Annotated in this window: 19 protein-coding genes; 14 read left to right on the forward strand and 5 right to left on the reverse strand. The window is 34.6% G+C overall.

Going from position 1 to position 23,805, the window contains the following annotated elements; genetic code table 11:
- Window positions 1-337 precede the first annotated feature (337 nt).
- On the reverse strand, window positions 338-970 hold the full coding sequence (locus tag DXU93_RS09770; RefSeq protein ID WP_165851381.1) for a nitroreductase family protein: 633 nt from the start codon (window positions 968-970) through the stop codon (window positions 338-340).
- 137 nt (window positions 971-1,107) lie between these two features.
- On the opposite strand from DXU93_RS09770, the gene DXU93_RS09775 reads away from it, so the two are divergent.
- From DXU93_RS09775 to DXU93_RS09785, 3 genes are read left to right on the forward strand one after another with little or no spacing between them, the layout of a single operon-like run.
- The gene (locus DXU93_RS09775; protein ID WP_116881102.1) at window positions 1,108-1,491 is read left to right on the forward strand and encodes a TraR/DksA family transcriptional regulator; all 384 of its coding nucleotides are present in this window, start codon (window positions 1,108-1,110) and stop codon (window positions 1,489-1,491) included.
- Window positions 1,492-1,503: 12 nt separating this feature from the next.
- The gene (locus DXU93_RS09780) at window positions 1,504-2,181 is read left to right on the forward strand and encodes a signal peptidase II (RefSeq protein WP_205679253.1); all 678 of its coding nucleotides are present in this window, start codon (window positions 1,504-1,506) and stop codon (window positions 2,179-2,181) included.
- 30 nt (window positions 2,182-2,211) lie between these two features.
- Window positions 2,212-2,748, forward strand: coding sequence for a hypothetical protein (locus tag DXU93_RS09785; protein ID WP_123776106.1), 537 nt, complete (start codon window positions 2,212-2,214; stop codon window positions 2,746-2,748).
- A gap of 39 nt (window positions 2,749-2,787) precedes the next feature.
- On the opposite strand, the gene DXU93_RS09790 is transcribed toward DXU93_RS09785, so the two are convergent.
- Window positions 2,788-4,041, reverse strand: a complete 1,254-nt coding sequence (locus DXU93_RS09790) for an LETM1-related biofilm-associated protein (RefSeq protein ID WP_116881104.1) — start codon at window positions 4,039-4,041, stop codon at window positions 2,788-2,790.
- 456 nt (window positions 4,042-4,497) lie between these two features.
- On the opposite strand from DXU93_RS09790, the gene DXU93_RS09795 reads away from it, so the two are divergent.
- Both DXU93_RS09795 and hxpB read left to right on the forward strand, forming a co-directional pair.
- Window positions 4,498-5,328 carry a hypothetical protein gene (locus DXU93_RS09795; RefSeq protein WP_116881105.1) on the forward strand — a complete coding sequence of 277 codons (831 nt, stop codon included), beginning with the start codon at window positions 4,498-4,500 and terminating at the stop codon, window positions 5,326-5,328.
- On the forward strand, window positions 5,325-5,990 hold the full coding sequence (gene hxpB / locus DXU93_RS09800) for a hexitol phosphatase HxpB (protein WP_116881106.1): 666 nt from the start codon (window positions 5,325-5,327) through the stop codon (window positions 5,988-5,990). The genes DXU93_RS09795 and hxpB overlap by 4 nt, the downstream gene beginning before the upstream one ends.
- A 212-nt stretch (window positions 5,991-6,202) precedes the next feature.
- Here the strand turns inward: hxpB and hemL are convergent, their stop codons facing one another.
- Entirely contained in the window at window positions 6,203-7,492 is a 1,290-nt protein-coding gene (gene hemL / locus DXU93_RS09805; RefSeq protein ID WP_116881107.1) for a glutamate-1-semialdehyde 2,1-aminomutase, read from the reverse strand.
- A 243-nt stretch (window positions 7,493-7,735) separates the two neighbouring features.
- Here hemL and kynU point away from each other — a divergent pair, with 243 nt between their 5' ends.
- From kynU to DXU93_RS09835, 6 genes are all read left to right on the forward strand, one after another.
- Window positions 7,736-9,013, forward strand: coding sequence for a kynureninase (kynU, locus tag DXU93_RS09810; RefSeq protein ID WP_116881108.1), 1,278 nt, complete (start codon window positions 7,736-7,738; stop codon window positions 9,011-9,013).
- A gap of 76 nt (window positions 9,014-9,089) precedes the next feature.
- Window positions 9,090-11,909, forward strand: coding sequence for a DNA polymerase I (gene polA / locus DXU93_RS09815; RefSeq protein WP_116881109.1), 2,820 nt, complete (start codon window positions 9,090-9,092; stop codon window positions 11,907-11,909).
- A gap of 78 nt (window positions 11,910-11,987) precedes the next feature.
- Window positions 11,988-14,060: a phenylacetic acid degradation bifunctional protein PaaZ gene (gene paaZ, locus DXU93_RS09820; protein ID WP_116881110.1), complete on the forward strand. Its 2,073-nt coding sequence runs from the start codon at window positions 11,988-11,990 to the stop codon at window positions 14,058-14,060.
- 312 nt (window positions 14,061-14,372) lie between these two features.
- Window positions 14,373-14,576 (forward strand): hypothetical protein, encoded by a 204-nt coding sequence (locus DXU93_RS09825; RefSeq protein WP_116881111.1) that lies wholly within the window; start codon window positions 14,373-14,375, stop codon window positions 14,574-14,576.
- Between the two features lie 47 nt (window positions 14,577-14,623).
- Entirely contained in the window at window positions 14,624-15,094 is a 471-nt protein-coding gene (locus tag DXU93_RS09830) for an RNA polymerase sigma factor (protein ID WP_116881112.1), read from the forward strand.
- On the forward strand, window positions 15,087-15,653 hold the full coding sequence (locus DXU93_RS09835) for a hypothetical protein (protein ID WP_116881113.1): 567 nt from the start codon (window positions 15,087-15,089) through the stop codon (window positions 15,651-15,653). Before DXU93_RS09830 ends, DXU93_RS09835 begins: the two co-directional genes overlap by 8 nt.
- An 81-nt stretch (window positions 15,654-15,734) precedes the next feature.
- On the opposite strand, the gene DXU93_RS09840 is transcribed toward DXU93_RS09835, so the two are convergent.
- Entirely contained in the window at window positions 15,735-16,772 is a 1,038-nt protein-coding gene (locus tag DXU93_RS09840; protein WP_116881114.1) for an AI-2E family transporter, read from the reverse strand.
- A gap of 180 nt (window positions 16,773-16,952) precedes the next feature.
- Here DXU93_RS09840 and DXU93_RS09845 point away from each other — a divergent pair, with 180 nt between their 5' ends.
- Entirely contained in the window at window positions 16,953-18,209 is a 1,257-nt protein-coding gene (locus DXU93_RS09845) for a glycosyltransferase (protein ID WP_123776107.1), read from the forward strand.
- A 123-nt stretch (window positions 18,210-18,332) separates the two neighbouring features.
- Here the strand turns inward: DXU93_RS09845 and DXU93_RS09850 are convergent, their stop codons facing one another.
- The gene (locus DXU93_RS09850; RefSeq protein ID WP_116881116.1) at window positions 18,333-19,322 is read right to left on the reverse strand and encodes a glycosyltransferase family 9 protein; all 990 of its coding nucleotides are present in this window, start codon (window positions 19,320-19,322) and stop codon (window positions 18,333-18,335) included.
- A 338-nt stretch (window positions 19,323-19,660) separates the two neighbouring features.
- Between DXU93_RS09850 and DXU93_RS09855 the strand changes: the two genes are divergently transcribed.
- Both DXU93_RS09855 and DXU93_RS09860 read left to right on the forward strand, forming a co-directional pair.
- Entirely contained in the window at window positions 19,661-21,952 is a 2,292-nt protein-coding gene (locus DXU93_RS09855) for a helix-turn-helix domain-containing protein (RefSeq protein WP_116881124.1), read from the forward strand.
- 52 nt (window positions 21,953-22,004) lie between these two features.
- Window positions 22,005-23,669, forward strand: a complete 1,665-nt coding sequence (locus tag DXU93_RS09860) for a LamG-like jellyroll fold domain-containing protein (RefSeq protein WP_116881117.1) — start codon at window positions 22,005-22,007, stop codon at window positions 23,667-23,669.
- The last annotated feature ends 136 nt before the right edge of the window (window positions 23,670-23,805 follow it).

Here is a 23,805-nt window from a genome sequence, read left to right on the forward strand (position 1 = left end):
GTTAAAATATACGAAGAGTTTGTGTAGGGAATTACGAATTAGTTAATTATCAATTACGAATTAATGGATAATGAAAAATTGCGTTGTTTTCAGCACTTCATTCGGATACTTTCGGATTTGTTTTTACTTAATTTCACAAACTGTTGCTGAAATGGAACGCGGATAACACAGATCTTCGAGCGCGGATTATTGCGGATTTTTGGTATGGATTACTATTTACAAACAATTATACAAATCATTTAGATAAGAGAAGTTAGAGTCTCAATTATAACAGCAATCCCAAATCCAGCAGGTAAATAAAGCATATTACTTATAGCTTACCGCCTAAGCCACAAACTCAAATCGTATCAAACAAATCCTCCATTGGTCGGCGAACTTTTTTGAAGTCTAAGCGGTAATCTTCTTCGGAGCGGTAACCGAGAGCAAATATTAAAACAGCATCCAAATTTTGTTCATTTAAGCCGAGTTCTTCATTGAGTTTTTTACGATCAAAGCCTTCCATTGGACAAGCATCAATTCCTTCAACTGCGCAAACGGTCATTAGGTTTCCCAGAGCAATATAAACTTGGTTATCCATCCAAATTTTCTGCTGTTCTGGTGGGAAAGACAAACAAACACGCAGAGACTTATCATAATCTGTCATGGCTTTGCTCGTTACTTCCATTTGATTAACATCCGCTGCATTTTGGATAAAAGAATCTACGTCATTGGGTTCAACATTTGTTTTACGACACATCAAAATTAAATGTGAAGCTTCTTCAATTTGCGGTTGGTGATAAGCAATAGGTTTTATTTTGGCTTTCACTTCTGGAGATTCAACCATGATAAACTTCATTAATTGTAATCCCATTGAGGTTGGCGTGAGCTGAATGGCTTGTTTAACTTTGTTAATTTTTGCATCTGATAACTTTTTTGACGCATCAAATTTTTTCACTGCATACCTCCATTTTAAAGCCTCTATCACGTCCATATCCATTTCTTTTTCCAAATTACTTTTTCAATTTACAAAAATACTTTTTCACAATTGATAAAAGAACTTGATTGAAAACATAAATCAATTATATTTGTTAAATATCAGATTAATATATTTAAACTACTCAATAAAATATGGCAAACGAAAAAACAAGATTCTCAGACGATGAGTTACAAGAATTCAAAAGTATAATTGAAGGAAAGCTAGAAGAGGCGGCCGAAGATTTAAACATCTTAAAAAACTCACTTTCTTATAAAGATGATCACGGAACTGATGATACTGGACGTTCATTCAACATGATGGAGGACGGTTCTGAAACAATGTCAAGAGAAGAAATGGCTCAACTGGCGTTAAGACAAGAGAAATTTATTCAAAACTTAAAAAATGCATTAGTTCGTATCGAAAATAAAACTTACGGATTGTGTAGAGTTACTGGGAAATTAATCCAAAAAGAACGTTTAAAATTGGTTCCGCATGCAACTTTAAGCATTGAAGCAAAAAATGCACAAGACAAATAATAAGTGTAGGATTTGAAAAAAAGATATTTCATTACTTTCGGAATAGTATTTTTGGTGCTTATCATTGACCAACTGGTTAAGATTTGGATTAAAACCAATTTTGCATTTAACGATCCTAGTGTTCCTTTAATTGGAGATTGGTTTCATTTAAACTTTGTAGAAAATCAAGGAATGGCCTTTGGAACGCAACTCGGAGGTGGAATGTGGGGTAAATTAACACTTTCCATTTTCCGTGTAATAGCCATAGGTGCAATCATTTACTATATTCTCAAGCAAATAAAAAAACCAGAAGTTAAATTGGAATTTCTTATTGTATCTGGATTAGTTTTAGCTGGTGCTGCAGGAAACCTATTTGATTCCATGTTTTATGATTTCATTTTTAGGGATTATTTTGACCCTTGTATTTCCTACAATCAAATTGAAGGTTCTGGAATATATGCAGAATGTACCTATTATGGATATTCTGAAATGGTGGAAGTGCGTCATCGTGGATTTTTATTTGGAAATGTTGTTGATATGTTTCAATTCAGAATGACTTGGCCATCTTGGATACCATGGCTTGGAGGTAGTGAAGTTTTCCCCGCAATATGGAATGTGGCAGATTTTGCCATATCATGTGGAGTGATTTTAGTTCTATTGAGACAAAAAATCTATTTCCCAAAAGAACAAGAAAAGGAAAAGGAAGCATAACGAAATTCTATAACTAGTATACATTCAACAATGAAAAACTTTTATCGACTCATTCCATTCATAATGATTTGCATCGCCTTAACAGCATGTAAATCTGACTCAGAAAACAGTATAAGAAATCAACAAAATGAGTCTTTTCAATTGAACTCTGAAGACCTAAGTAATTTTGAAAATCTTGACTTAAGAACCTATGAAATTAACGCTTCAATTATGGTTCCTAAAGACGAAAGTACATCAGTTAAACATCAGTTAGACAGTTTTGATTGGATCATTAAACAAGGAAAACAAAGCTATTTATCGATTGAAGACTGGGGAACAGCAGATGGTTTAAATCATTTCATTGAGGAAATTAAAAAGCAAACTGAAGAAATTGAAATCATCGAGAATAGTGATGACTTTGTATTTTACAAAAAAACAGTTGGAACAAGTCAAACGACTTATCATGCAGCAGCCCAACATAACATCGAAGGAGTAAATTATCTTTTCATAACTGCAAAGCAAGGGTTTTCTGAAGATGGTGTAAAAGCAGTTGTAGCTTCAATTAAAAGTGTTGAATTAAGGCCTTAGGCTCTATGCGGTTGCAATATGCCTAAAGCTACTTAAAGCCTAATTCGGCTTTTCGACTTCGTTTTCTTTAAAGGCTGATGGAATTAAATCTGGGATAATCTTTAAGATTAATGGCAATAGTATCAATCCTCCAGGCAACATAAATATCGCCAAAGCAGGTAAAGATTTTACTAAATCCTTAAATTGCTCTTTTACTTTCTCTTTCTCTTCAGCCGTTAATTCTCGTGTAAAAGACTTGTTCACCAAATAAATAAGCTCCTTACTTTCACGAAGTTCTTCTACAAACTTATCTTTATTTCTTCCTAAGATTTTAATCCAGTGTTTGGAGAAATTCCCATACAACTGTTCGTATGAAGAGCGTTCTTGCAAAAAGGTAATCTTGTGATTGTTTTCCATCACAAAACGTTCAATCAAAATAATGGACTGTTCAAGCTGAACACTGTCAACATCTAAATAACTACATAATTTTCGGAGATAGGTGAGTTCATTACTCATCTCTGTTAAATCTGAATGCACAGTTAAAACCGCCATATCAACCAAATAGAATTTATACAAATCATCATCCCGATCTGGCAAAGAAATATCCTCGATACATAACTTCTCTTCGGCATATTTTTGTTTAAACTCTTTTTTGGTTTTGTCTTCCATATTGGCAGAAGCAAGGTAAACTGTCAATATTTGGTCTTCAATATCTTGTGTTTTATGATCTGCTTTTGACATCACACCAATTGTGTACAACGCTCCTTTTACAAATGCATCATAACTCTCCTTCAACTCTTTTTTATTGACAATAAATGAACGAAAAGCCAATACATCAAGATAGACTAATGAATTATTCAGGTAACTAACCCACAATTGATTGCTGAGTGTTTTTTTCAAATGCACCCGCTTTTTGAGGATATTTTCGAGTTTAATGCAATCACTTTCTTTGAAAAGCAGTTTTAAAACATTCAAAGAAGCCTTGTTATTGTATTGTTCATAAAAACCAAGCAAAGCCGATATAAACTCATCTTTATTTAGCTCTTTCTTCTCCGAAACATAAACCAAAAGCAAACATTCAAAAAGTAAGAAAGTTGTTTTCTCATCGGCAGTCCACTTATTTGAAGTCTCCTCCTTAAAAAAGAGAAACTGACATGGGAATCCGAAAACGATGCCTGAATTAAAAAAAACATTGTGTAAAAAATGTGCGTTTGATAATGACTTGGGTTGACCTTGCCTACTAAGATTGATCGTTCCTTCCTCAATCATTGAGAAATATTTATCAATCCAATTTTTAGCACCCGGTTGTATCATTCCTTACAATTCTATTTTTTATGAATTATAAAGGTACTTATTTTCATTGAAAATATAGTTTGAAGTTTATGTTTTGAAATTGTAACCCGTAAATGAATAAACTTTTATTGGGTTACCAATCTAGATCATTATTTATTGTAGAAAGTGATCTCTCGTCAATTTGTTTCGCTCTCACCGAACAAATTTCTGTCGAGATGACATTTGGTTGTTATGAAAGTATGATGAGAATACGTGAAAACCCTGTTTTCACGTATTCTCATCACTAAACCTCCTGAAAATTGTCATTCCGAAGAAGTGAAACGACTGAGGAATCTTTTTTAAATCCAATAAGGTTCATTGATTATTTCTCGTATCTTATTCCCAACGACCTAAAAGTGTAACACAAAACTTTAACTTAACACAATCCACAAAGGAATTTAGTATCATTGTACAACGCAAAACGAATAAACCAATACGATGTCAAAATTCAGTTTTATCATTTTTATAATCTGTTTTTCGGGAATACCTTTTGCCCAAGAACGCCTCGCAACCTTGCCTAAAGACTTAAGTGAAACTTCAGCTTTGGTGAAATATGGATGTAAATTCCTCACATTAAATGACTCAGGGAATGAACCGAAAATCTATGTTTTCAATAAAAAGGGAAAAATAAAACACACTGCAACTATAGAAAATGTAGAAAACATTGACTGGGAAGCAATGGTTTACGACGGAGAAAAATACCTCTATATTGGGGATATTGGAAATAATGCCAACCAAAGGAAAGATTTGGCGATATATAAACTCGATATAGATCAGGTGATGAATCAAGAAAATGTAAAAGCTGAAATAATCAACTTCAACTACCCTGAACAAAAAGCATTTCCTCCTAAAGAGAAAGAACTTTATTACGATGCTGAATCACTAATCCTCAAAGACAATCAATTGATGATTTTTACGAAAAACAGAACTGTTCCTTTTGATGGAATTTCAAAAGTTTACTCGATTCCTACCGAACCTGGAACACATACTGCTACACTTCAATATGAATTGAATTTATTGCCTACTCATTGGCGTGAAGAAAGTATAACAGATGCTTGTTATTTCGAAGATGAACTGTACATTTTAACCTATTCAAAAATTTATATGATGAAATGGGATAATGATCAATGGGTTGAGCAAAAAATGTATCAACACGAATCATGGACCCAAAAAGAAGGAATTGCAGTTGACAAAAACTATATTTATCTAACAGATGAAAATGAAACAGGTATTTTCGTTGGAAACTACCTTTACCGACAAAAGAAATGATAGACTTAAAACAAATTGACACCGTAATATTTGACATGGATGGCGTTTTGATTAATTCAGAACCCATGTGGAAATCCGCTGAAATAAAGGTATTCGAAACCATAGGAATTGATTTCATTAAAGTTGGTGGAGAAAAAACGGTTGGATTAAGAATTGACGAAGTTGTGGACTATTGGCATGCTTTATATCCCTGGAAAAACAAAACGAAAGCACAAGTCGTTGATGAAATTATGTTGGAAATGGTCAACGGGATTAAAGCCTATGGACAGCCTATGAACGGTGTTGTTGAAATTCTAGAATTCTTTAAATCCAAAGGACTAAAAATTGGTTTGGCAAGTTCTTCTTATCAAATTTTAATCGACACGAGTTTAGAAAAACTGGGAATTGCCAAGTATTTTGACTTGACACTCTCAGCACAAACATGTAGTTATGGAAAACCTCATCCGGAAGTGTACATAGAAGCCGCAAAGCAATTGAACAGTTTACCCGAAAAATGTTTGGTCATCGAAGATTCTTTAAACGGAGTGATCGCAGGAAAAGCAGCAAAAATGAATGTGGTGGCTGTTCCTGATGGAACACATGAAATTACAGATCAATTGAAGGTAGCTGATTTAAGGGTAGATAGTTTGGAAGAACTTTTGGAGCTTTTAAAAACAGAATAAATATGTTTTCTAATTCCCGTTTTATTGTTTCGTTTATTATTTTTATTTTGTAGAGATGCACGGCCGTGCATCTCTACAAAATAAAAAATGAAAATAAATTCGGTATGAAAATTATCGATGTCCAAAAACGATCAAAATAGTTTCAAACCTCTGCCGCTAAACTATTTTTCTCGATTTATCGAGGGAAATTCTCTCCCTCTATTCTTGATTCATCAAGAAAATACCTCATCCATCGCATTTTTAAATTGCTGCGCTGCATTTTCTAAAATCTCTTTTGTATGAACATAAGATACAAATCCTACTTCATAACCGCTTGGTCCTACATAAACATTACGTTCTAAAAGTGCTTTATGCAACTTCTTAAATGGTGTCATATCGGCATCAATTTGTGATGCACTTCTGATCGTAGTACTATCAGAAAAAGCCAACCAGAAAATAGAACCAATTGTCACCAATGAAAAGTCATATCCTTTTTCTTTTGCATGAGCATTAACACTATTTACAAATGTTTGTGTTCGCTCTTCTTGATCTTCGTAAAACCCAGGTTGACTACAAACAGTCAATTGAGCTATTCCTGCAGCCATTGCTACTGGATTCCCACTTAAAGTTCCCGCTTGATAAACTGGACCATCTGGTGAAACGCTCTGCATAATATGCTTTTTCGCTCCGTAAGCCCCAACAGGCAAACCACCACCGATAATTTTCCCGTAAGAAACGATGTCTGGTTCAATATCATAATATTCTGCTGCTCCTGAAAATGCAACTCTGAATCCAGAAATGACCTCATCAAAGAACAATAAAACATTGTTTGCTGTACAAATCTCACGTAATTTCAATAAGAAAGAACGCTCTTGCAATAATAATCCGTTGTTTGCTGGAATTGGCTCAATAATTACACACGCTAAATCATCAGCATGTTTTTCAAAAGCAAGCTCTAATGCTTCAATGTCGTTCAAAGGAATTACAATTGTGTCTTGCACAACATTTTCGGGAACTCCTGCGCTTGAACTTTCACCAAATGTTGCCAAACCGGAACCTGCATTTACAAGCAAAGAATCGGCGTGACCATGGTAACAACCTTCAAATTTTAAAATCTTGTTTCTTCCTGTATATCCACGTGCCAAACGAATTGCAGACATTACCGCTTCTGTACCAGAACTCACAAAACGCATCTTATCAATGTACGGATTACGAGAAATAATTAACTCAGCAAGCTCACTCTCTAATTTTGTTGGAGCTCCAAAACTTGTTCCGTTGGATAAAGTATCTACAATATTTTGGTGAACATCAGGATAATTATGCCCAAGAATATGTGGTCCAAAACTACAGCAAAAGTCAATGAATTGATTTTCATCTTCGTCCCAAATGTAAGGACCTTTACCCTTTTTGATGAATAGCGGCGCACCTTCAACAGCTTTAAAAGCTCTAACTGGTGAGTTTACTCCGCCAGGAAAAAATTCGAGTGCTTTTTCGTATAGTTTTTCAGAATTTGAACGTTTCATTTAGATCAATTTTGATTTATTGCAAACTTAATGATTCCTCAGTAGATTTTTGAGTATTCTTTTAGAATAATATTGGAATGATGAGTTTAAGATAAGTAAAGAAATAGATTTTTATAATTGTAATTATCTCTGTTTTTAGATCGGTAAGAACCAGCCTTACTTACCAACATTTTCTCCTTTTTTTATTGAGCCCTACTGTTTAATTTTATATTTTTCGGATTCTAAAACTAAAACACATCCAAAATGTCAGCATATAAAAACACACTTGCTTTTGCACAAGAAAAAGACCAAAACGACCCATTGAGAAAATGGCGTGATGATTTTTTTATTCCTGATTTTCATGAAAAGCCTGTGGTATATTTTACTGGAAACTCTTTGGGATTACAGCCTAAAAGAACACAGCAATATATTCAACAAGAATTAAATGATTGGGCAAAATGGGGTGTTGAAGGTCATTTTGATGCTAAAAATCCGTGGTTTTCTTACCATGAATTGTTGACAGAAAAAGCCGCTAAAATTGTAGGAGCAACAAATAAAGAAGTTGTAATCACACATTCGTTAACTACGAATCTACATTTATTGATGGTTTCATTCTATAAACCAGAAGGAAAACGTTTTAAAATTTTATGTGAAGGAAAAGCTTTTCCATCAGATCAATATGCATTGCAATCGCAAGCGAAATTCCATGGTTACAATATTGATGAAGCCATTGTTGAGATTTTTCCAAGGGAAGGTGAACACTTGTTGAGACATGAGGACATCATTGCAAAAATCAATGAAATAGGTGACGAATTAGCAATAGTAATGATTGGTGGAATGAATTATTACACTGGTCAATTACTCGATATGAAATCAATCACCGAAGCGGGACATAAAGTAGGCGCTAAAGTTGGTTTTGATTTGGCCCATGCAGCAGGAAACGTTGAACTTTCACTACACGATTGGGGAGTTGACTTTGCAGCGTGGTGTTCATATAAATATCTGAATTCTAGTCCGGGTGGAGTTTCTGGATTATTTGTACATGAAAAACACGTTACTAATGATGAGATAATTCGCTTTGCGGGTTGGTGGGGACACGATAAAGAATCTAGATTTAAAATGGAACCTGAATTTCAACCGATTCAAAGTGCAGAATCTTGGCAATTGAGTAACGCTCCAGTTTTAGGAATGGCTGCTCACATGGCTTCATTGGATATTTTTGATGAAGTAGGAATGACTGCAATTAGTAAAAAGAGAGAAGATTTAACAGCATATTTAGAGTTTGTAATTGAGGAAGTTTCTAAAGGAGCTGAAAATGCAAATTTCGAAATCATTACACCAAGTAATCCAAAAGAAAGAGGTTCTCAATTGAGTATTCTAGCGCATGGACAAGGTAAAGATTTATTCGACGCAATGACCAAAGAAGGCGTTGTTGCTGACTGGCGTGAACCAAATGTGATTCGTGTAGCACCGGTTCCTTTGTATAATTCTTATGAAGATGTTTATCGTTTTGGGGAAATTTTAAAAACTTCAATTCGTTAGGAATTGTAGTTTTTGAATTACGAATGGGAGAATTAATTATTTACTTATCTTTGATTTCTAATAAAACTCATTCTTTATGTTGACGCCAAAAACGGACAAAAAACTTTTCTTACTTGATGCATTTGCCTTAATCTACAGGTCTTATTTTGCATTTTTCAAAAATCCTCGGATGAATTCCAAAGGGGAAAACACCTCTGCTGCTTTTGGATTCACAAATGCAATGCTCGATGTCATCAAAAAAGAAGAACCAACTCACATCGCAGTGGTTTTTGATCCTCCAGGTGGTGCAACAAATAGAATTGATGAATATTCAGAATATAAGGCACAAAGAGAAAAAATGCCTGAAGATATTCGCAACATGATTGAACCCATCAAACGTATTATTGAGGCTTTTAAAATCCCTATTTTGATGAAGGAAGGATATGAAGCCGATGACGTGATTGGAACCTTGGCAAAAATGGCAGAAAAAGAAGGATTCCAAACCTTTATGATGACCCCAGATAAGGATTTTGGTCAGTTGGTTTCAGAAAACATATTCATGTATAAACCGGGTCGTGGTAAAAAACCAGCAGAAGTTTGGGGTGTTCCAGAAGTATTGGAAAAATTTGAAGTTGAAAATCCATTACAGGTTATTGATATTTTAGGATTGTGGGGTGATGCCTCTGATAACATTCCAGGAATTCCAGGAATTGGTGAAAAAACAGCCAAAAAACTTGTGAAGGCTTACGGTTCGATGGAAGGACTGTTTGAGAATATTGACCAACTTAAAGGAAAGCAAAAAGAAAATGTTACCAACTTCCAAGAACAAGGTTTGTTATCTAAAAAACTAGCGACAATTATTACTGATGTTGATGTTCCTTTTGATGTTGACGATCTTGAAATTTGTCCACACGATGATGAAAAAATTCGTGAGATTTTCACCGAACTTGAATTTAGAAGTTTAGCCAAAAGAATTTTAGGTGAAGAACTTGTAATTACTGCAACGAATAGCGGAACAGATGCTGATAACGGTCAATTGGATTTGTTTGGAACAGCGTCTAATTCATCCCAAGAAAGTCCGGCTGAAGTTCCAGTGGAAGAAATGAAATCCTTAGAAACTGAAACGGTTGAATACAACTTTTTTGAGACAGAAGAAGCGCAAAAGGAACTGATAGCGCAATTACTAAAGCAAAAATCAGTGTGTTTTGATACCGAAACCAATACCTTAGAAGCAAGAAATGCGGATTTAGTTGGAATCGCGTTTTCTTTCAAAGCTAAAGAGGCTTTTTATGTTCCTTTCCCTGAAGATTTTGAAGAAGCAAAAACACGCTTAGAAAAATTCGCTCCTTTCTTTAATTCAACAGAAATTGAAAAAGTAGCGCATAATATTAAATACGATGAACAAGTAATTAATCGTTACGGCATCAAACTGCGTGGTCCAAAGTTCGACACGATGATTGCCCATTATTTACTAACGCCAGACAGTAAGCATGGCATGGATCATTTGGCGGAATATTATCTAAAATATACGCCCGTTCCGATTGAAAATCTAATTGGTAAAAAAGGCAAGAATCAAAAAACAATGCGTGATATCGAACAAAAAGAAATTGTTGATTACGCTTGTGAAGATGCTGATATTACATGGCAGTTGAAGGAACTTTTTGAACCACAAATTCAGAAAGATCACTTAAAAGATTTGTTCTACAATATGGAGATGCCTTTAACTACAGTGCTTAAGGCGATGGAACAAGAAGGAATTCAATTGGACATTGAAAGCTTAAAGAAATTCTCTGAAGAATTAACTGTTTCTTTGACTGATATAGAAGAGAAAGTAATTGAATTGGCGGGAGAAGAATTCAACTTGGCTTCACCAAAACAATTGGGAGAGATCTTATTTGAAAAATTGGAAATTGCCAAAAAACCGAAGAAAACAAAATCGGGACAATATTCTACTTCTGAAGATACACTTCAAAAACACATCAATGATCACGAAATCATTCCATTGATTTTAGATTATCGTTCGTTACGAAAACTCAAGAATACTTACGTTGATCCTTTACCTGAATTGGTGGATGAAAATGACGGAAGATTACATACCCATTACATGCAAACAGTGGCTGCAACGGGTCGATTAAGTTCTACTAATCCGAACTTGCAAAACATTCCGATTAGAACACCAAAAGGTCGTGAAATTAGAAAGGCATTTGTAGCCAAAAATGATGATTATTACTTAATGGCTGCCGATTATTCGCAAATTGAATTACGTATTATTGCTGCATTGAGTGAAGATGCTAATATGATTGAAGCTTTCCAAAACGGGCAAGATATTCACGCGGCTACTGCTGCTAAAGTATTTGGTGTTGACATCAACGAAGTGAGTCGAGAGCAAAGAAGCAATGCAAAAGCGGTCAACTTTGGAATTATTTACGGTCAATCTGCTTTTGGATTATCTCAAAATTTAGGTATTTCAAGACGAGAAGCAAAATCAATTATTGACAGTTATTTTGAACAATATCCAACCATCAAAGCATACATGGAAAAGGTGAAAGAAGAAGCCAAAGAAAAGGGATATGTTGAAACGATTATGAAACGTCGTCGTTATTTGCCAGACATACATTCAAAGAACGCCATTGTAAGAGGATTTGCCGAGCGAAATGCAATTAATGCTCCTATACAAGGAAGCGCTGCCGACATTATCAAAGTAGCGATGATTAACATTTACAATAAAATGCGTGAAAAGAAGCTCACTTCAAGAATGCTACTTCAGGTGCATGATGAATTGGTTTTTGATGTATTAAAATCGGAGAAAGATATTGTTGCAAACATCGTCAAAGAAGAAATGGAAGGTGCTGTTCAATTGGAAGTTCCATTGGATATTGAAATGGAATTTGCGACAAATTGGTTGGAAGCGCATTAGTAAGGGTGATTTCCCCTCAATCAACCCTAAAATCAACAAAAGAAACTTATATTTAAAGCTCAAAAGAAAAAGAATGTTATGCAAGAAATAAAAAGTTATATCCAAGGTGAATGGAGAAGCGGTGAAGGTGTAGAAACTGAACTGTTTAACGCCATCACAGGAGAAAAAATTGGAGGTGTTTCCAGTAAAGGATTCGATTTCAATGAAATATTAAAATACGGTCGAACTACTGGAGGAGAAAAGTTAAGAAAAATGACTTTTCATGAGCGTGGAAGAATGTTGAAAGCACTTGCACTCTATTTATTAGACAACAAAAAGAAATATTATAAAATTAGTGCTTGGACAGGTGCAACTAAAGGTGATTCTTGGGTAGATATTGAAGGTGGAATTGGAAATTTATTTGCCAATGCATCTTTAAGAAGACAATTCCCAGATCTTCCTTATTACGTTGACGGAGACGCTGCGCCTTTATCAAAAAAAGGAACTTTCATTGGTCATCACATTATGGTACCAAAAGAAGGTGTTGCAGTTCACATCAATGCATTTAACTTCCCTATTTGGGGTATGCTTGAGAAAATTGCAGTGAATTTAATGGCCGGAGTTCCAGCTGTTGTAAAACCATCAAGTGTTACAAGTTATTTAACGCAAGCAATGGTAGAAGATATTATTGCTTCTAAAATCCTTCCAGAAGGTTCTTTACAATTGATACTTGGTTCTGCAAGAGAGTTAATCAATCACGTTACTTCTTCAGATGTAGTTTCATTTACAGGTAGTGCGAGTACAGGATTGAAGTTAAAATCAAATCCTGTTATTACAGAAAATAACGTTCCATTTAACTTAGAAGCAGATTCATTAAATGCAATTGTTTTAGGAAAGAAAGCAACTCCAGACACTGCCGAATTTAAAATCTTCGTAAAAGAGGTGGTTCGAGAAATGACCACAAAAGCTGGACAGAAATGTACTGCAATTCGTCGTGCATTTGTTCCTGAAGAATTGATGGATGCTGCACAAGCTGCAATTTCAGAAAGATTGTCAACAACAATTATTGGAGATCCTTCAGCAGAAGGTGTAAGAATGGGAGCTTTGGCCTCAGCAGATCAGGTGAAGGAGGTACGTGAGAAAGTAGAAGAACTTTCTAAGTCACAAAAAATCGTTTACGGAGATATGGATGAGTTTGATGTTACAGGTGCTGAAAAGCATGTTGGAGCATTTTTCCCTCCAATTCTATTTAGAAATGATGCGCCATTCGAGCAAATTGATGTGCATTCTATTGAAGCATTTGGACCTGTTTCTACACTTATGCCCTACAAAACAATTGAAGAAGCAATTGAATTGACGAAAATGGGTCAAGGTTCATTGGTTTCTTCCATCGTTACACCAGACAATGACGAAGCAACACAGTATGTACTTGGAGCGGCTTCTATGAATGGTCGTATTTTGGTCTTAAATGAAGAATGTGCTAGAGAAAGTACAGGTCACGGTTCTCCACTTCCATTATTAACTCACGGTGGTCCAGGACGTGCTGGAGGCGGTGAAGAAATGGGTGGAAAACGAGGAATTATGCATTATTTACAACGTACTGCTATTCAAGGACACCCAACAACAATCACAGCGATTACGCAAGTATATCAGCAAGGAGCGCAAGGAAACATCACTGACGAGCATCCATTCAAAAAGTATTTTGAAGAGTTGAATGTTGGAGATCAATTAATCACAGAAGCACGTGAAATTACTGCGGATGATATTGACCAATTTGCGGCTCTATCTGGAGATAATTTTTACGCGCATAAAAGAGATACTAATTTCGAAGGAACAATGTTCGACGAGCAAGTTGCACACGGTTATTTCTTAATGAGTGCAACAGCAGGTTTATTTGTGGACAGTTATGACATGAACCCTGTTTTATTAAACTATGGAATTGACAACCTACGATTCACGAAGCCGGTTTATGCAGGTGCAAAAATGCATGTTCGTTTTACGTGTAAAGAGATCATTCCAAACGACGTAACAGAGAAAGAAGACGATCCAAAAACGAAAATCAAGCGAGGAATCGTAAAGTGGTTTGTTGAAATGTTGGATGAAGATGCAGAAGAACCATTAGTAGGATTTGCAACGATTTTAACAATGGTGAAAAAGAAAGACCAGAATTAGAACGATAAAAATCGTTAGGGAGAGGGAGAGATGACTTCTTTCTTGACTAACTACAACGAAATATATAAAGAGACTGTACAATTTGTACGGTCTCTTTTTTTGTGGGGTGAATCAACTCTCCTGATTGAGATATACTTATTCTATGAAATTTGTTTAGTTATATCAGACAATATTATATTTTTATTAGAACTGTACTCCTTTATGTTCCAAACTCATACATCAAATTTTATATGGATTAAAAAAACGCTTGAAAAACTGTAACATTTTGCATTGTCATGTATCTAAAGAATAGAAAAACACAAATTAATAGCAATGTACACAAAACGAAAATCAAAATACTTCCTTCTTATCTCTATTGGGCTATTGATCCTCTGCCTTCCAAATTTAATTGAGCATTCAGGAAATTGGGAACTTACGGAATTAACGAGAGGAATTTTTATGGGAGCTGGGATAGGTGTAGAAATCGTTGGATTGATTTTAATTCGTAAATATAGAATGCAAACAAAAAAACATTAATTTACGCGATAAGTATTATCAAAAAGGCTTTCAACGGTATTTCATATATGGATTTTGACCAAATATATAAAAGCTATTCAACAAAGATTTTCCGAATTTGTTTGGGTTATTTTAATGATTATGAATTGGCCAAAGACATAACACAAGAGACCTTTATTGCAGTTTGGACAAATCTTTCAAAGTTTCAAAATCGTTCTTCTATTGGAACTTGGATATACCGAATCGCTACAAACAAATGTTTACGAGAAATACAGAAAGAAAAATCTCAACCAAGAACAGGGCTACCTTCAGATTTAACCGTCATGGAACCAAGCCTTGAAAAAGAAGAAAAACTTTCTAGGTTAAACCAATATATTTCTGAACTCCCAGAGTTAGAAAGAATTATTATCACCCTTTCTTTAGAAAACGTTCCACAAGAAGAAATTGCCGAAATTATCGGTATTTCTCACAGTAATGCTCGGGTGAAATTTCATAGAATAAAAGCAAAACTTACCAAAAAATTTAAAGAAAATGGATGATTTTGATGTTATGAAAAAAGTATGGAATTCAAACAGCAATTCGGATGTTTCAACTCCTACACAAATACATTCTGCAATCAAAAAATTTAAGCAAAAGAAAAAACGCAATGCTTTTTGGGTAACAGCTTCCTTTATTTTATGTGCATTGGCTTTTATTGTTGTTTTAATTCTACTCAGACCTATGGAATGGACAACTATTATTGGGGTAATTTCAATTTTAATTGCTTTTATTCTGGGAATATTCCAAAAGCTTAAATCATTAAAAAGCATAACCAAAACTGAATTAAAATCAAACAAAGAGTTTCTTGAACAGATGGTCGATTCTGCTCAATTCACTAAAACAAACTGGTTACAAATATTTACAATTCTTTTATTTGCAGTTGGTTATGCATTATTTATATATGAAGGAATTAAAGATAGTTTCATAGAAATGTGTTTAAGCTATCTAGGAATTATACTTTTTTCGGTGTTCATGTATTTTGTTTTTAGACCTTATATGCGCACCGTTTCCCAACACAAAGTAAAAAAAATGACTGAAATCATTCAAGATTTAAAATGAATTCCTGATGTCAAAAAAATATACTGTGAAGAATGTGGAGATTAATGTAAAAACAATGTTCTATTTATAAAATCAGAATTCTTAAGACATTATTCGCGCATAGACGGCGGTGCCAGGGAATTTCTCTAGTATTTTCTTAATTAATGCTGTAAGTGGAATTGAAAGAATCAAACCTGGAATTCCCCAAATAAAGCCCCAAAGTGCTAACATGATCAAAACTGTAACTGTATTTATTGAGAAAGATTTCCCCATTAAAATCGGTTCTAAGATTCCACCAAACAATACTTGAACTCCAGAGATCACGATAATAAAGAACAATAATGAACCCGTTAAATTCAATTCTACCAAAGCGAAAGTGGTAAGAACCACTACTGAAATCACAGATCCAATCATTTGTATGAAGTTTATCAAGAACGCAAATAATCCCCAGAATATTGGGAAACTCACATCAAATGCATAACAGGCTAAACTAAAGCCAAGTCCTGTGAAGAAACTCAAGAGAAATTTAACCACGATGAATTTAAAAATATCTTTTTCAATTTGCCTGAAGGTCTTGACAGATGCGTGTTTCTGTTTAAAAATCAAAAGCTGCATGACCTTTTGCATATTCATTGATCCTGCCAATAACAAAACCGTAAAGAAAAGCGTCATCAAGAGCATACTTACAAAGTTTTTAGCAATGTTTAATCCACTCCCAACACTTCCGAAAATATTAGAACTCACTTTTTCGTCACTCATTACAGCTTCCAATTTTGTCTCATCAGATTTAGGCACAATACCCATCATATCAGCAATTGGCGAAACAACATCGTTTAATCGGTCTTGAAACTTATTGACAAATTCTTCATCTGCATTGGCAAGTTCTTTTCCTGTGAGTTGAACCACTTCGTAAGTCCCTTTAAACGCAATGGAAATAATGATGAGAACAGTTATTACCCCCAAAATATTTGGAATTCGTTTCCTTTTAAACCAACGCATTAAAGGAGAAAATAAAAGCGCCGCAAATAAGGCAAAAGTAAAAGGAATAAATATTACTGAAAGTACATTTAGTAAGTATAATATTAATGGAACTACAATTATTAATAATAACTTTCGGATGGCTAATAACTCTTTTCGCATTTGACTGTTTTAGAAAAAACAATATTAAGAAAATAAAACAAAAAATCACTCACTATTAAAGTAGCAAATTTACAAATCATCATAAAAAAATAATCCTCCATTAATTCTATAATAATAGTTTAAACCTGAATCGCTCATCTAGAAATTAATATTTAACTTTAAGCTTTTAAAATATTCATCTTGAATCATAAAGTACTTTACATTTCCTATGATGGAATGACAGACTCACTTGGTCAATCTCAAGTGCTCCCTTATCTTTTTGGATTAGCTAATAAAGGAGTGGAAATTCACCTTCTGAGTTTTGAAAAGCAAGAATTTTCTAAAGACATCCATAGGATTAAGCAACTCTGTCAAGAAAATGGTATTACCTGGCATCCACAATCCTACACGAAGAAGCCACCTTTAATTTCAACGGTGAGAGATATCCGAAAAATGAAAAAGGTTGCCTATCAGCTACACCAAAAAGTGAATTTCGACATTGTACATTGTCGCAGTTATATTCCTGCATTAATCGGACGAAGTTTACAAAAGTCGCATGGTGTGAAATTGGTATTTGATATGCGCGGATTTTGGGCTGACGAGCGTATTGAAGGTGGAATTTGGAGTAAAACAAACCCTGTTTTTAAAAAAGCGTATAACTTTTTCAAGCAAAAAGAACTGGATTTTTTCAATTCTAGTGATGCAATTGTTTCATTAACACATAACGGGAAAGAAGAGATTGAATCGTGGAATAATATTCCTAATCACCCACCAATTGAAGTTATTCCTTGTTGTGTTGATTTAGATCATTTCCAAGCGAACAAAGTCAATTCAAAAAGCGTTGAAACAAAAAGAAATGAACTTGGAATAAACAAAAATGATTTTGTATTGGGCTATGTTGGATCAATCGGAACATGGTACATGCTGCCAGAAATGTTAGATTACTATGCTGTTTTACGTGAACAAAAATCCGAAAGCAAGTTTTTATTTATCTCGAGAGAGTCAAAAGAAAATATCGTAAATCTGGCTAAAGAAAAAGGCATTCCTGAAAGTGAAATTATCGTTACTGGAACACCCCATAACGAAGTTCCAACTTACGTTTCATTATTTGACTTCTCTATCTTTTTCATTCGTCCGACCTTTTCTAAAAAAGCATCTTCGCCTACCAAGCAAGGCGAATTAATGGCCCTTGGAATTCCAATTATTTGTACCGCTGGAGTTGGCGATACCGACATGATTATTAAAGATGCCAACGCTGGAATTGTATTAGAGAAATTAGATACGGAAAGTTATCAAGCCTGCAATCTGATTCCTGAAGAATATGACAAAGCTGAAATTAGAGCTGGTGCCGAAAAATGGTACAGTTTGAAAAACGGAGTGGAGAAGTATTTTGGGATTTATGAAAAAATTGGTAGGAAAAAATTTAAAGGGGTTGGAAGAAGAGAACGAGAGAATTGAGATTCATTTTTCTATACACCAACTCCATTACGTCATATTTTAACACGAAAGTCGCAAACAATCCGAATATCCACTAATTATTTAACATAAAAATTCAATTACTCAAGCAACTTCTTAAAATAGTTAGAACTCCAAAAACGATGTAATTTGCCCTTTGATATCTACAACATCGTGATCCATCATACATTTGAAATGTTTTTTCGGACATTTAGCAAAACCAATTTTAGAGCAAGGTCGACATTTCAATCCTTTTACTTCGTGAATTGAATAAGATTTAGGTGCTTGTGGTCGGTAAGGATACATACCAAAATCAGGAACAGTATTTCCCCAAATACTCACAATTGGTGTTTCAAAAGCTGATCCAATGTGCATCATTCCAGTATCATTCGTAATTAATACTTGGGCATCTTTTACCACCTGTGCTGATTCGTGAATTGACAAAGCTCCGCAAGTATTATTGACCTTTTGATTGGGTAATAACTTACTGATTTCCTCACCAACTTCTCTATCATCAGGACCACCAACCAAAGCAATGTTAATAGGCAAATCACGTAAAATATCGGCCATAACTTCAGCAGGAACGCGTTTTGTTGCAAACTGAGCTCCAATAGCCACAGCAATATATTTTTCCTTTCCAGGGAATCGTTTAGTAAAAGACATAAAGTCGATCTTGATTCTAAAGTCGATTCCTTTTTGATCATTTACAACGCCCAATGGTTTTACAGCTTCAAAATAACGATCAACAATATGAATGTCAGGCATATTATTCCACTTGAAATTCACATACAACCACTTTTGGATGTTAAGTTTAGGAAAAGTAAAACTCTCTTTACGAAGGTGACTTTTAATTTTTGATGTACGCAGATTTTTATGTAGATCTATCACGTAATCAAAATTCGCAATTTTCAAATCTGACAACACAATATCATTCTCTTCTCCCCATTCGTGAAGGAAATCTACATGTGGATTCGTGGCATAGAGACTCGCATATTGCTTTTTGGTTAGCACATGTAATTCCACATTATCTAATTGCTCCTTTATGCAGCGAATAACTGGACTTGTAAGAACAATGTCTCCAATGGATGAAAAGCGAATGACAAGAATTTTGGTCATGGCGCAAAGGTAGTAATCAATTATTAATATGTTGAATTACAAATTATGAATTGTTTGACTCATGGTTTCGGAAGATAGCAAGAATCTTGCTTTTTTTAATCAATTCTCTGTGAAAATAAAGTGCCGAAGGTGTTCCCTCAAAACCAATGACAAATTAATTTATTTTCAAAATCATTTGTTTTCTAATCAACTTTTTCATTATCTTAAATTAAGGCGAAGTTGAAAATACATGAAAAATTGAGGGATAATTATTTCAGAAAAGAAGCCCGAATAACAATGTTATTTCAGCCAAGCCACTAACTTAGCAACCACCAAATATGGAAGAAAAAATTAACATCATGAAGCAAATTACAGCCGACATTGAGTCTCCTGCTGATTTCACTGAAAAGTTTATCAATCAAACCAATCATCCAGTGTTTCTTACTGGTAAGGCTGGAACTGGTAAGACAACTTTACTAAAGAAAATTATTGATTCAACACACAAAAACACTGTCGTTGTTGCGCCAACAGGAATTGCAGCGCTTAATGCAGGTGGTGTTACCATTCACTCATTTTTCCAAATGCCATTTGCAGCATTTATTCCAGATTTTGGTCAACCACCTTTTGTTGGTCAACGTACCCAATTCAACACCAAAAACACACTTCAACAACATTTCAACCTCAATAAACAACGTAAATCAATATTTCTTAAACTAGAGCTATTGATTGTAGATGAAGTGAGTATGTTGCGTGCAGATTTACTTGATGCCATGGACTTTATGCTGCGTAAAATCAGAAGAAACGACACGCCCTACGGTGGAGTTCAGGTATTATTCATTGGTGATTTAATGCAGCTGCCTCCAATTGTAAAAAGAGAGGAAAAAGGTGTGCTTGATAAATATTATAGTGGAAGCTTCTTTTTTCATTCTAAAGTTGTTCAAGAATATCCACCACTTTATATCGAATTAGAGAAGATTTATCGACAAAATGACCCGGAATTCATCAGTTTATTGAATAATTTGAGAAATAATCACATTTCTGATGAAAACGTTCAACTCCTTAATAATTATGTAAAACCTGATTTTGACGCTACTGAGCACGAAGGTTTCATTACCCTTACAACGCACAACGCCAAAGCAGATGAAATAAATGAAAAAGCCTTAGACTCTTTAAAAGGAAGGACTAAAAAATACGATGCACAAATCACGAAGAAATTTCCTGAGCACATCTACCCTATTCCTCACAGAATGGAATTGAAAGTCGGCGCACAGGTGATGTTCATCAAAAATGATCTGGCCCATGAAAAACGTTATTACAATGGTAAAATTGGACGAGTTACAGAGCTATCTTCTGATGAAATTCGGGTAACTTTTCCAGAAGAAAATTTAACGATAACTGTTGAACCGTATGAATGGGAAAACGTAAAATTTTCTTTGGACGAGAAATCTGGTGAAATTAAAGAGGAAGTCATCGGAACATTTGTACATTTCCCTTTGAAATTGGCCTGGGCAATCACAGTTCACAAAAGTCAAGGATTAACTTTTGAAAAAGCTGTTTTGGATTTATCTAAAGTCTTTGCTCCTGGTCAGGCTTATGTTGGATTGTCGCGTTTGGTTTCACTAAAAGGTTTAGTTTTGACAAGTCCAATTCAATTGAATGGACTCCGCAACGATCAACACGTTGTTAACTACGCTAAGAACAAAGCAGATAGAAAGTTATTATCTCGAAAACTAGAGCTAGGGACAGTAACTTATTTACAAAACAGATTACAAAAAACATTTAACTGGGATGCAATGGTTAGTCGTTGGTTAGCACTTGAAGCTTCTCACAAAACAGCAGGACCAAGAAGTGAAATGGCCAAAAACAAAGTTTGGTTTGAAGAACAAATCAATACTTTAATGGGCACACTTGATCCTGCTCGAAAATTCAGGTCTCAAATCATTAAGATATGTCAGCCAGATCAATTAGATATCGATTTACTTTACGAACGATACGAAGCTGCTTATAATTATTTTATCAAGCGTTTAGAGCCTGTTTTTAGAGGAAATATTAAAAAGCTTTTGCTTTTAGGTAAAAAATCGAATGTTAAGCAATACTCTGAAGATTTAACCGAATTAGATGAACACTTAACCGAAGTAATTCTTGAGCTTAAGAAATCAAGAAAATTGGTTCAAAACCTTTACAATGGTAAAGCACTATCTAAAGAAAATATATGGGACGATCAAATCCGTAATTTTAAAATTGCGAAGGTTCAAGTGGTCAAAGATGAAATTCGTAGAGAAAATCCGACCATCGGGGATTTAGAGGATTTCGATACAGAAAAGAAAACCGCAAAAGAGCGCAGTGCTTCAAAGAAACCAAAGGAAAGCACTTTTGATAAGACCTATAAGTTATTTCAAAAAGGACGAACAATTAAAGAAATTGCTGATGAGCGAGTTTTAACAGAAAAAACCATATACGCTCACATGAGTCGTCTTGTAAAGGATGAAAAGATTGAAGTAGATGAAGTCCTTGACCAAGAAAAACTATCCTTTTTAAAGGAGACAATAGGAAAAGAATTTGAAGGAACACTTTCTTCAGCTAAAGAAAAGGTCGGAGATGATATTTCATGGGAAGAATTAAAGATTTATCAAGCCAGTACATTAAAATAGTGCTCTTTTTACTACAAAAAGAGATATATTTATATCTTCATAACACTATTATATGAAGAAAAAATTAATCTACCTTGCCTTTGCAACAATATCTATAGGAAGTGTTCAAGGGCAAAACGCATTAAATCTAGATGGTTTTGATGATCATATCAATACAAATTTAAGCGGTATTTCAGGCGACAATGCAAGAACAGTTGAAGCATGGGTTAAAATTCCTAATGCCAACACCACAAGTCAAAACGTTATTGTAGATTGGGGAGTATTTGCTATCAGTCAACGTTCAACTTTTAATGTCTTAAACAACAGACTTCGTTTTGAAGTTGGTGGTGCAGGACAAAACGGAATGACTTTATTGAATGACGATACTTGGCATCATGTTGCGTATACTTATGACCCTTCTGACAATGATACTGTAAGGTTCTATGTCGATGGTGTAGCAGATGGAAAAGGCCGTATTACAACTGTGAATTCTGGTACAACTAACAATATCAGAATTGGCCAACGACTTGACAACAATAACAACTTTGCTGGTAGTATAGATGAAGTTCGTATATGGAACTATGCGCGAACAGCGTCTGAAATCAGTGCGAATATGAATACCGAATTATGTAATCAAACAAATAGTTTAATTGCATATTTTAATTTTAATGAAGGAACTCCAGGTGGTAGTAATACAAATCTCTCAAGCGTTTTAGACTTATCATCTAACCTAGGATATGGAAACCTATCCTCTTTTGCATTAACGGGAAGCAGCTCAAACTTCATATCAGGTCCTGGGCTCACTAGCGGGATGTCAATTTCTGCTGAAGAAATTGTGCAGTGTAATAGCTATACGTGGCCTGTAAACAACACCAATTACACCACAAGTGGTACCTATATAGAAAGTCTTACGTCTTCAAACAACTGCGATTCCATTGTAACTTTAAACTTAACAATTGTACAACCTACTTATGACACAATAACCATGACGGCTTGTGAAGAATATATATGGAATGAAAATGGAACAACCTATACCACAAGCGGAGTATATTCAGAAAATTATTCAAATATTGGTGGTTGTGACTCTATTAAAACCTTAGATTTAACCATCGGAATGCCATACGACGAAACAGTTACTGCAATCGGATGTAATGAATATTATTGGGATGTTAATGGTGAAACTTACACTTCTTCAGGAAACCACACTGAGGTTTTACAAACTGCTAGTGGTTGTGATTCTACGATCACCCTTGATTTAAGTATTGTCCCACTAACAAATACAGTATCGATGAATGAACATGGTGTTTTAAAAGCGGACAGATCAAACATTAGTTACCAATGGATTGATTGTGACACAGAAATGGAAATTCCTGGAGCTACAAATCAAGAATTTGAACCAACTTACAATGGAAGTTTTAAAGTAGTGCTTGACAACGGAGACTGTACAGACACAAGCATTTGTTTATCCATCAACAATGTTAGCGTGAACACTTTTAAAATTGAAGATTTTGCAATTTATCCGAATCCATCAAACGGAAGTTTCAAAGTTGAATTCAACACTCCATTCACTGGTTTAATTAACATTACAAATATTTCAGGTAAACAAATTTACAATAGTGCATTGAAAGACGCACAATTGACAAACCTCAATTTAACACAAATTGAAAATGGAATTTACTTTATTAACATTAATGATGAAAAAGGAAACATATATACGAAGAAGGTTATTCTAGAGTAATACTAATTCTGTCAAGTCCTAAATAACCGATACAGATTATTAAAGGATTAAAATTATAAATTAAAGCTGAGTAATGACGTCATTACTCAGCTTTTTTGATTTGTATTGCATTCTTTTTAAAATATTTTGCTTGTGC

This window comes from Brumimicrobium aurantiacum (genome assembly GCF_003402975.1).
GTDB classification, from domain to species: domain Bacteria; phylum Bacteroidota; class Bacteroidia; order Flavobacteriales_D; family Crocinitomicaceae; genus Brumimicrobium; species Brumimicrobium aurantiacum.

Coding starts and splice junctions, on each gene's coding strand:
- DXU93_RS09770 (WP_165851381.1), bottom strand. CDS start 970: ATGGACGTGATAGAGGCTTTAAAATGGAGGTATGCAGTGAAAAAATTT.
- DXU93_RS09775 (WP_116881102.1), top strand. CDS start 1,108: ATGGCAAACGAAAAAACAAGATTCTCAGACGATGAGTTACAAGAATTC.
- DXU93_RS09785 (WP_123776106.1), top strand. CDS start 2,212: ATGAAAAACTTTTATCGACTCATTCCATTCATAATGATTTGCATCGCC.
- DXU93_RS09790 (WP_116881104.1), bottom strand. CDS start 4,041: ATGATACAACCGGGTGCTAAAAATTGGATTGATAAATATTTCTCAATG.
- DXU93_RS09795 (WP_116881105.1), top strand. CDS start 4,498: ATGTCAAAATTCAGTTTTATCATTTTTATAATCTGTTTTTCGGGAATA.
- hxpB (WP_116881106.1), top strand. CDS start 5,325: ATGATAGACTTAAAACAAATTGACACCGTAATATTTGACATGGATGGC.
- hemL (WP_116881107.1), bottom strand. CDS start 7,492: ATGAAACGTTCAAATTCTGAAAAACTATACGAAAAAGCACTCGAATTT.
- kynU (WP_116881108.1), top strand. CDS start 7,736: ATGTCAGCATATAAAAACACACTTGCTTTTGCACAAGAAAAAGACCAA.
- polA (WP_116881109.1), top strand. CDS start 9,090: ATGTTGACGCCAAAAACGGACAAAAAACTTTTCTTACTTGATGCATTT.
- paaZ (WP_116881110.1), top strand. CDS start 11,988: ATGCAAGAAATAAAAAGTTATATCCAAGGTGAATGGAGAAGCGGTGAA.
- DXU93_RS09825 (WP_116881111.1), top strand. CDS start 14,373: ATGTACACAAAACGAAAATCAAAATACTTCCTTCTTATCTCTATTGGG.
- DXU93_RS09830 (WP_116881112.1), top strand. CDS start 14,624: ATGGATTTTGACCAAATATATAAAAGCTATTCAACAAAGATTTTCCGA.
- DXU93_RS09835 (WP_116881113.1), top strand. CDS start 15,087: ATGGATGATTTTGATGTTATGAAAAAAGTATGGAATTCAAACAGCAAT.
- DXU93_RS09840 (WP_116881114.1), bottom strand. CDS start 16,772: ATGCGAAAAGAGTTATTAGCCATCCGAAAGTTATTATTAATAATTGTA.
- DXU93_RS09850 (WP_116881116.1), bottom strand. CDS start 19,322: ATGACCAAAATTCTTGTCATTCGCTTTTCATCCATTGGAGACATTGTT.
- DXU93_RS09855 (WP_116881124.1), top strand. CDS start 19,661: ATGAAGCAAATTACAGCCGACATTGAGTCTCCTGCTGATTTCACTGAA.
- DXU93_RS09860 (WP_116881117.1), top strand. CDS start 22,005: ATGAAGAAAAAATTAATCTACCTTGCCTTTGCAACAATATCTATAGGA.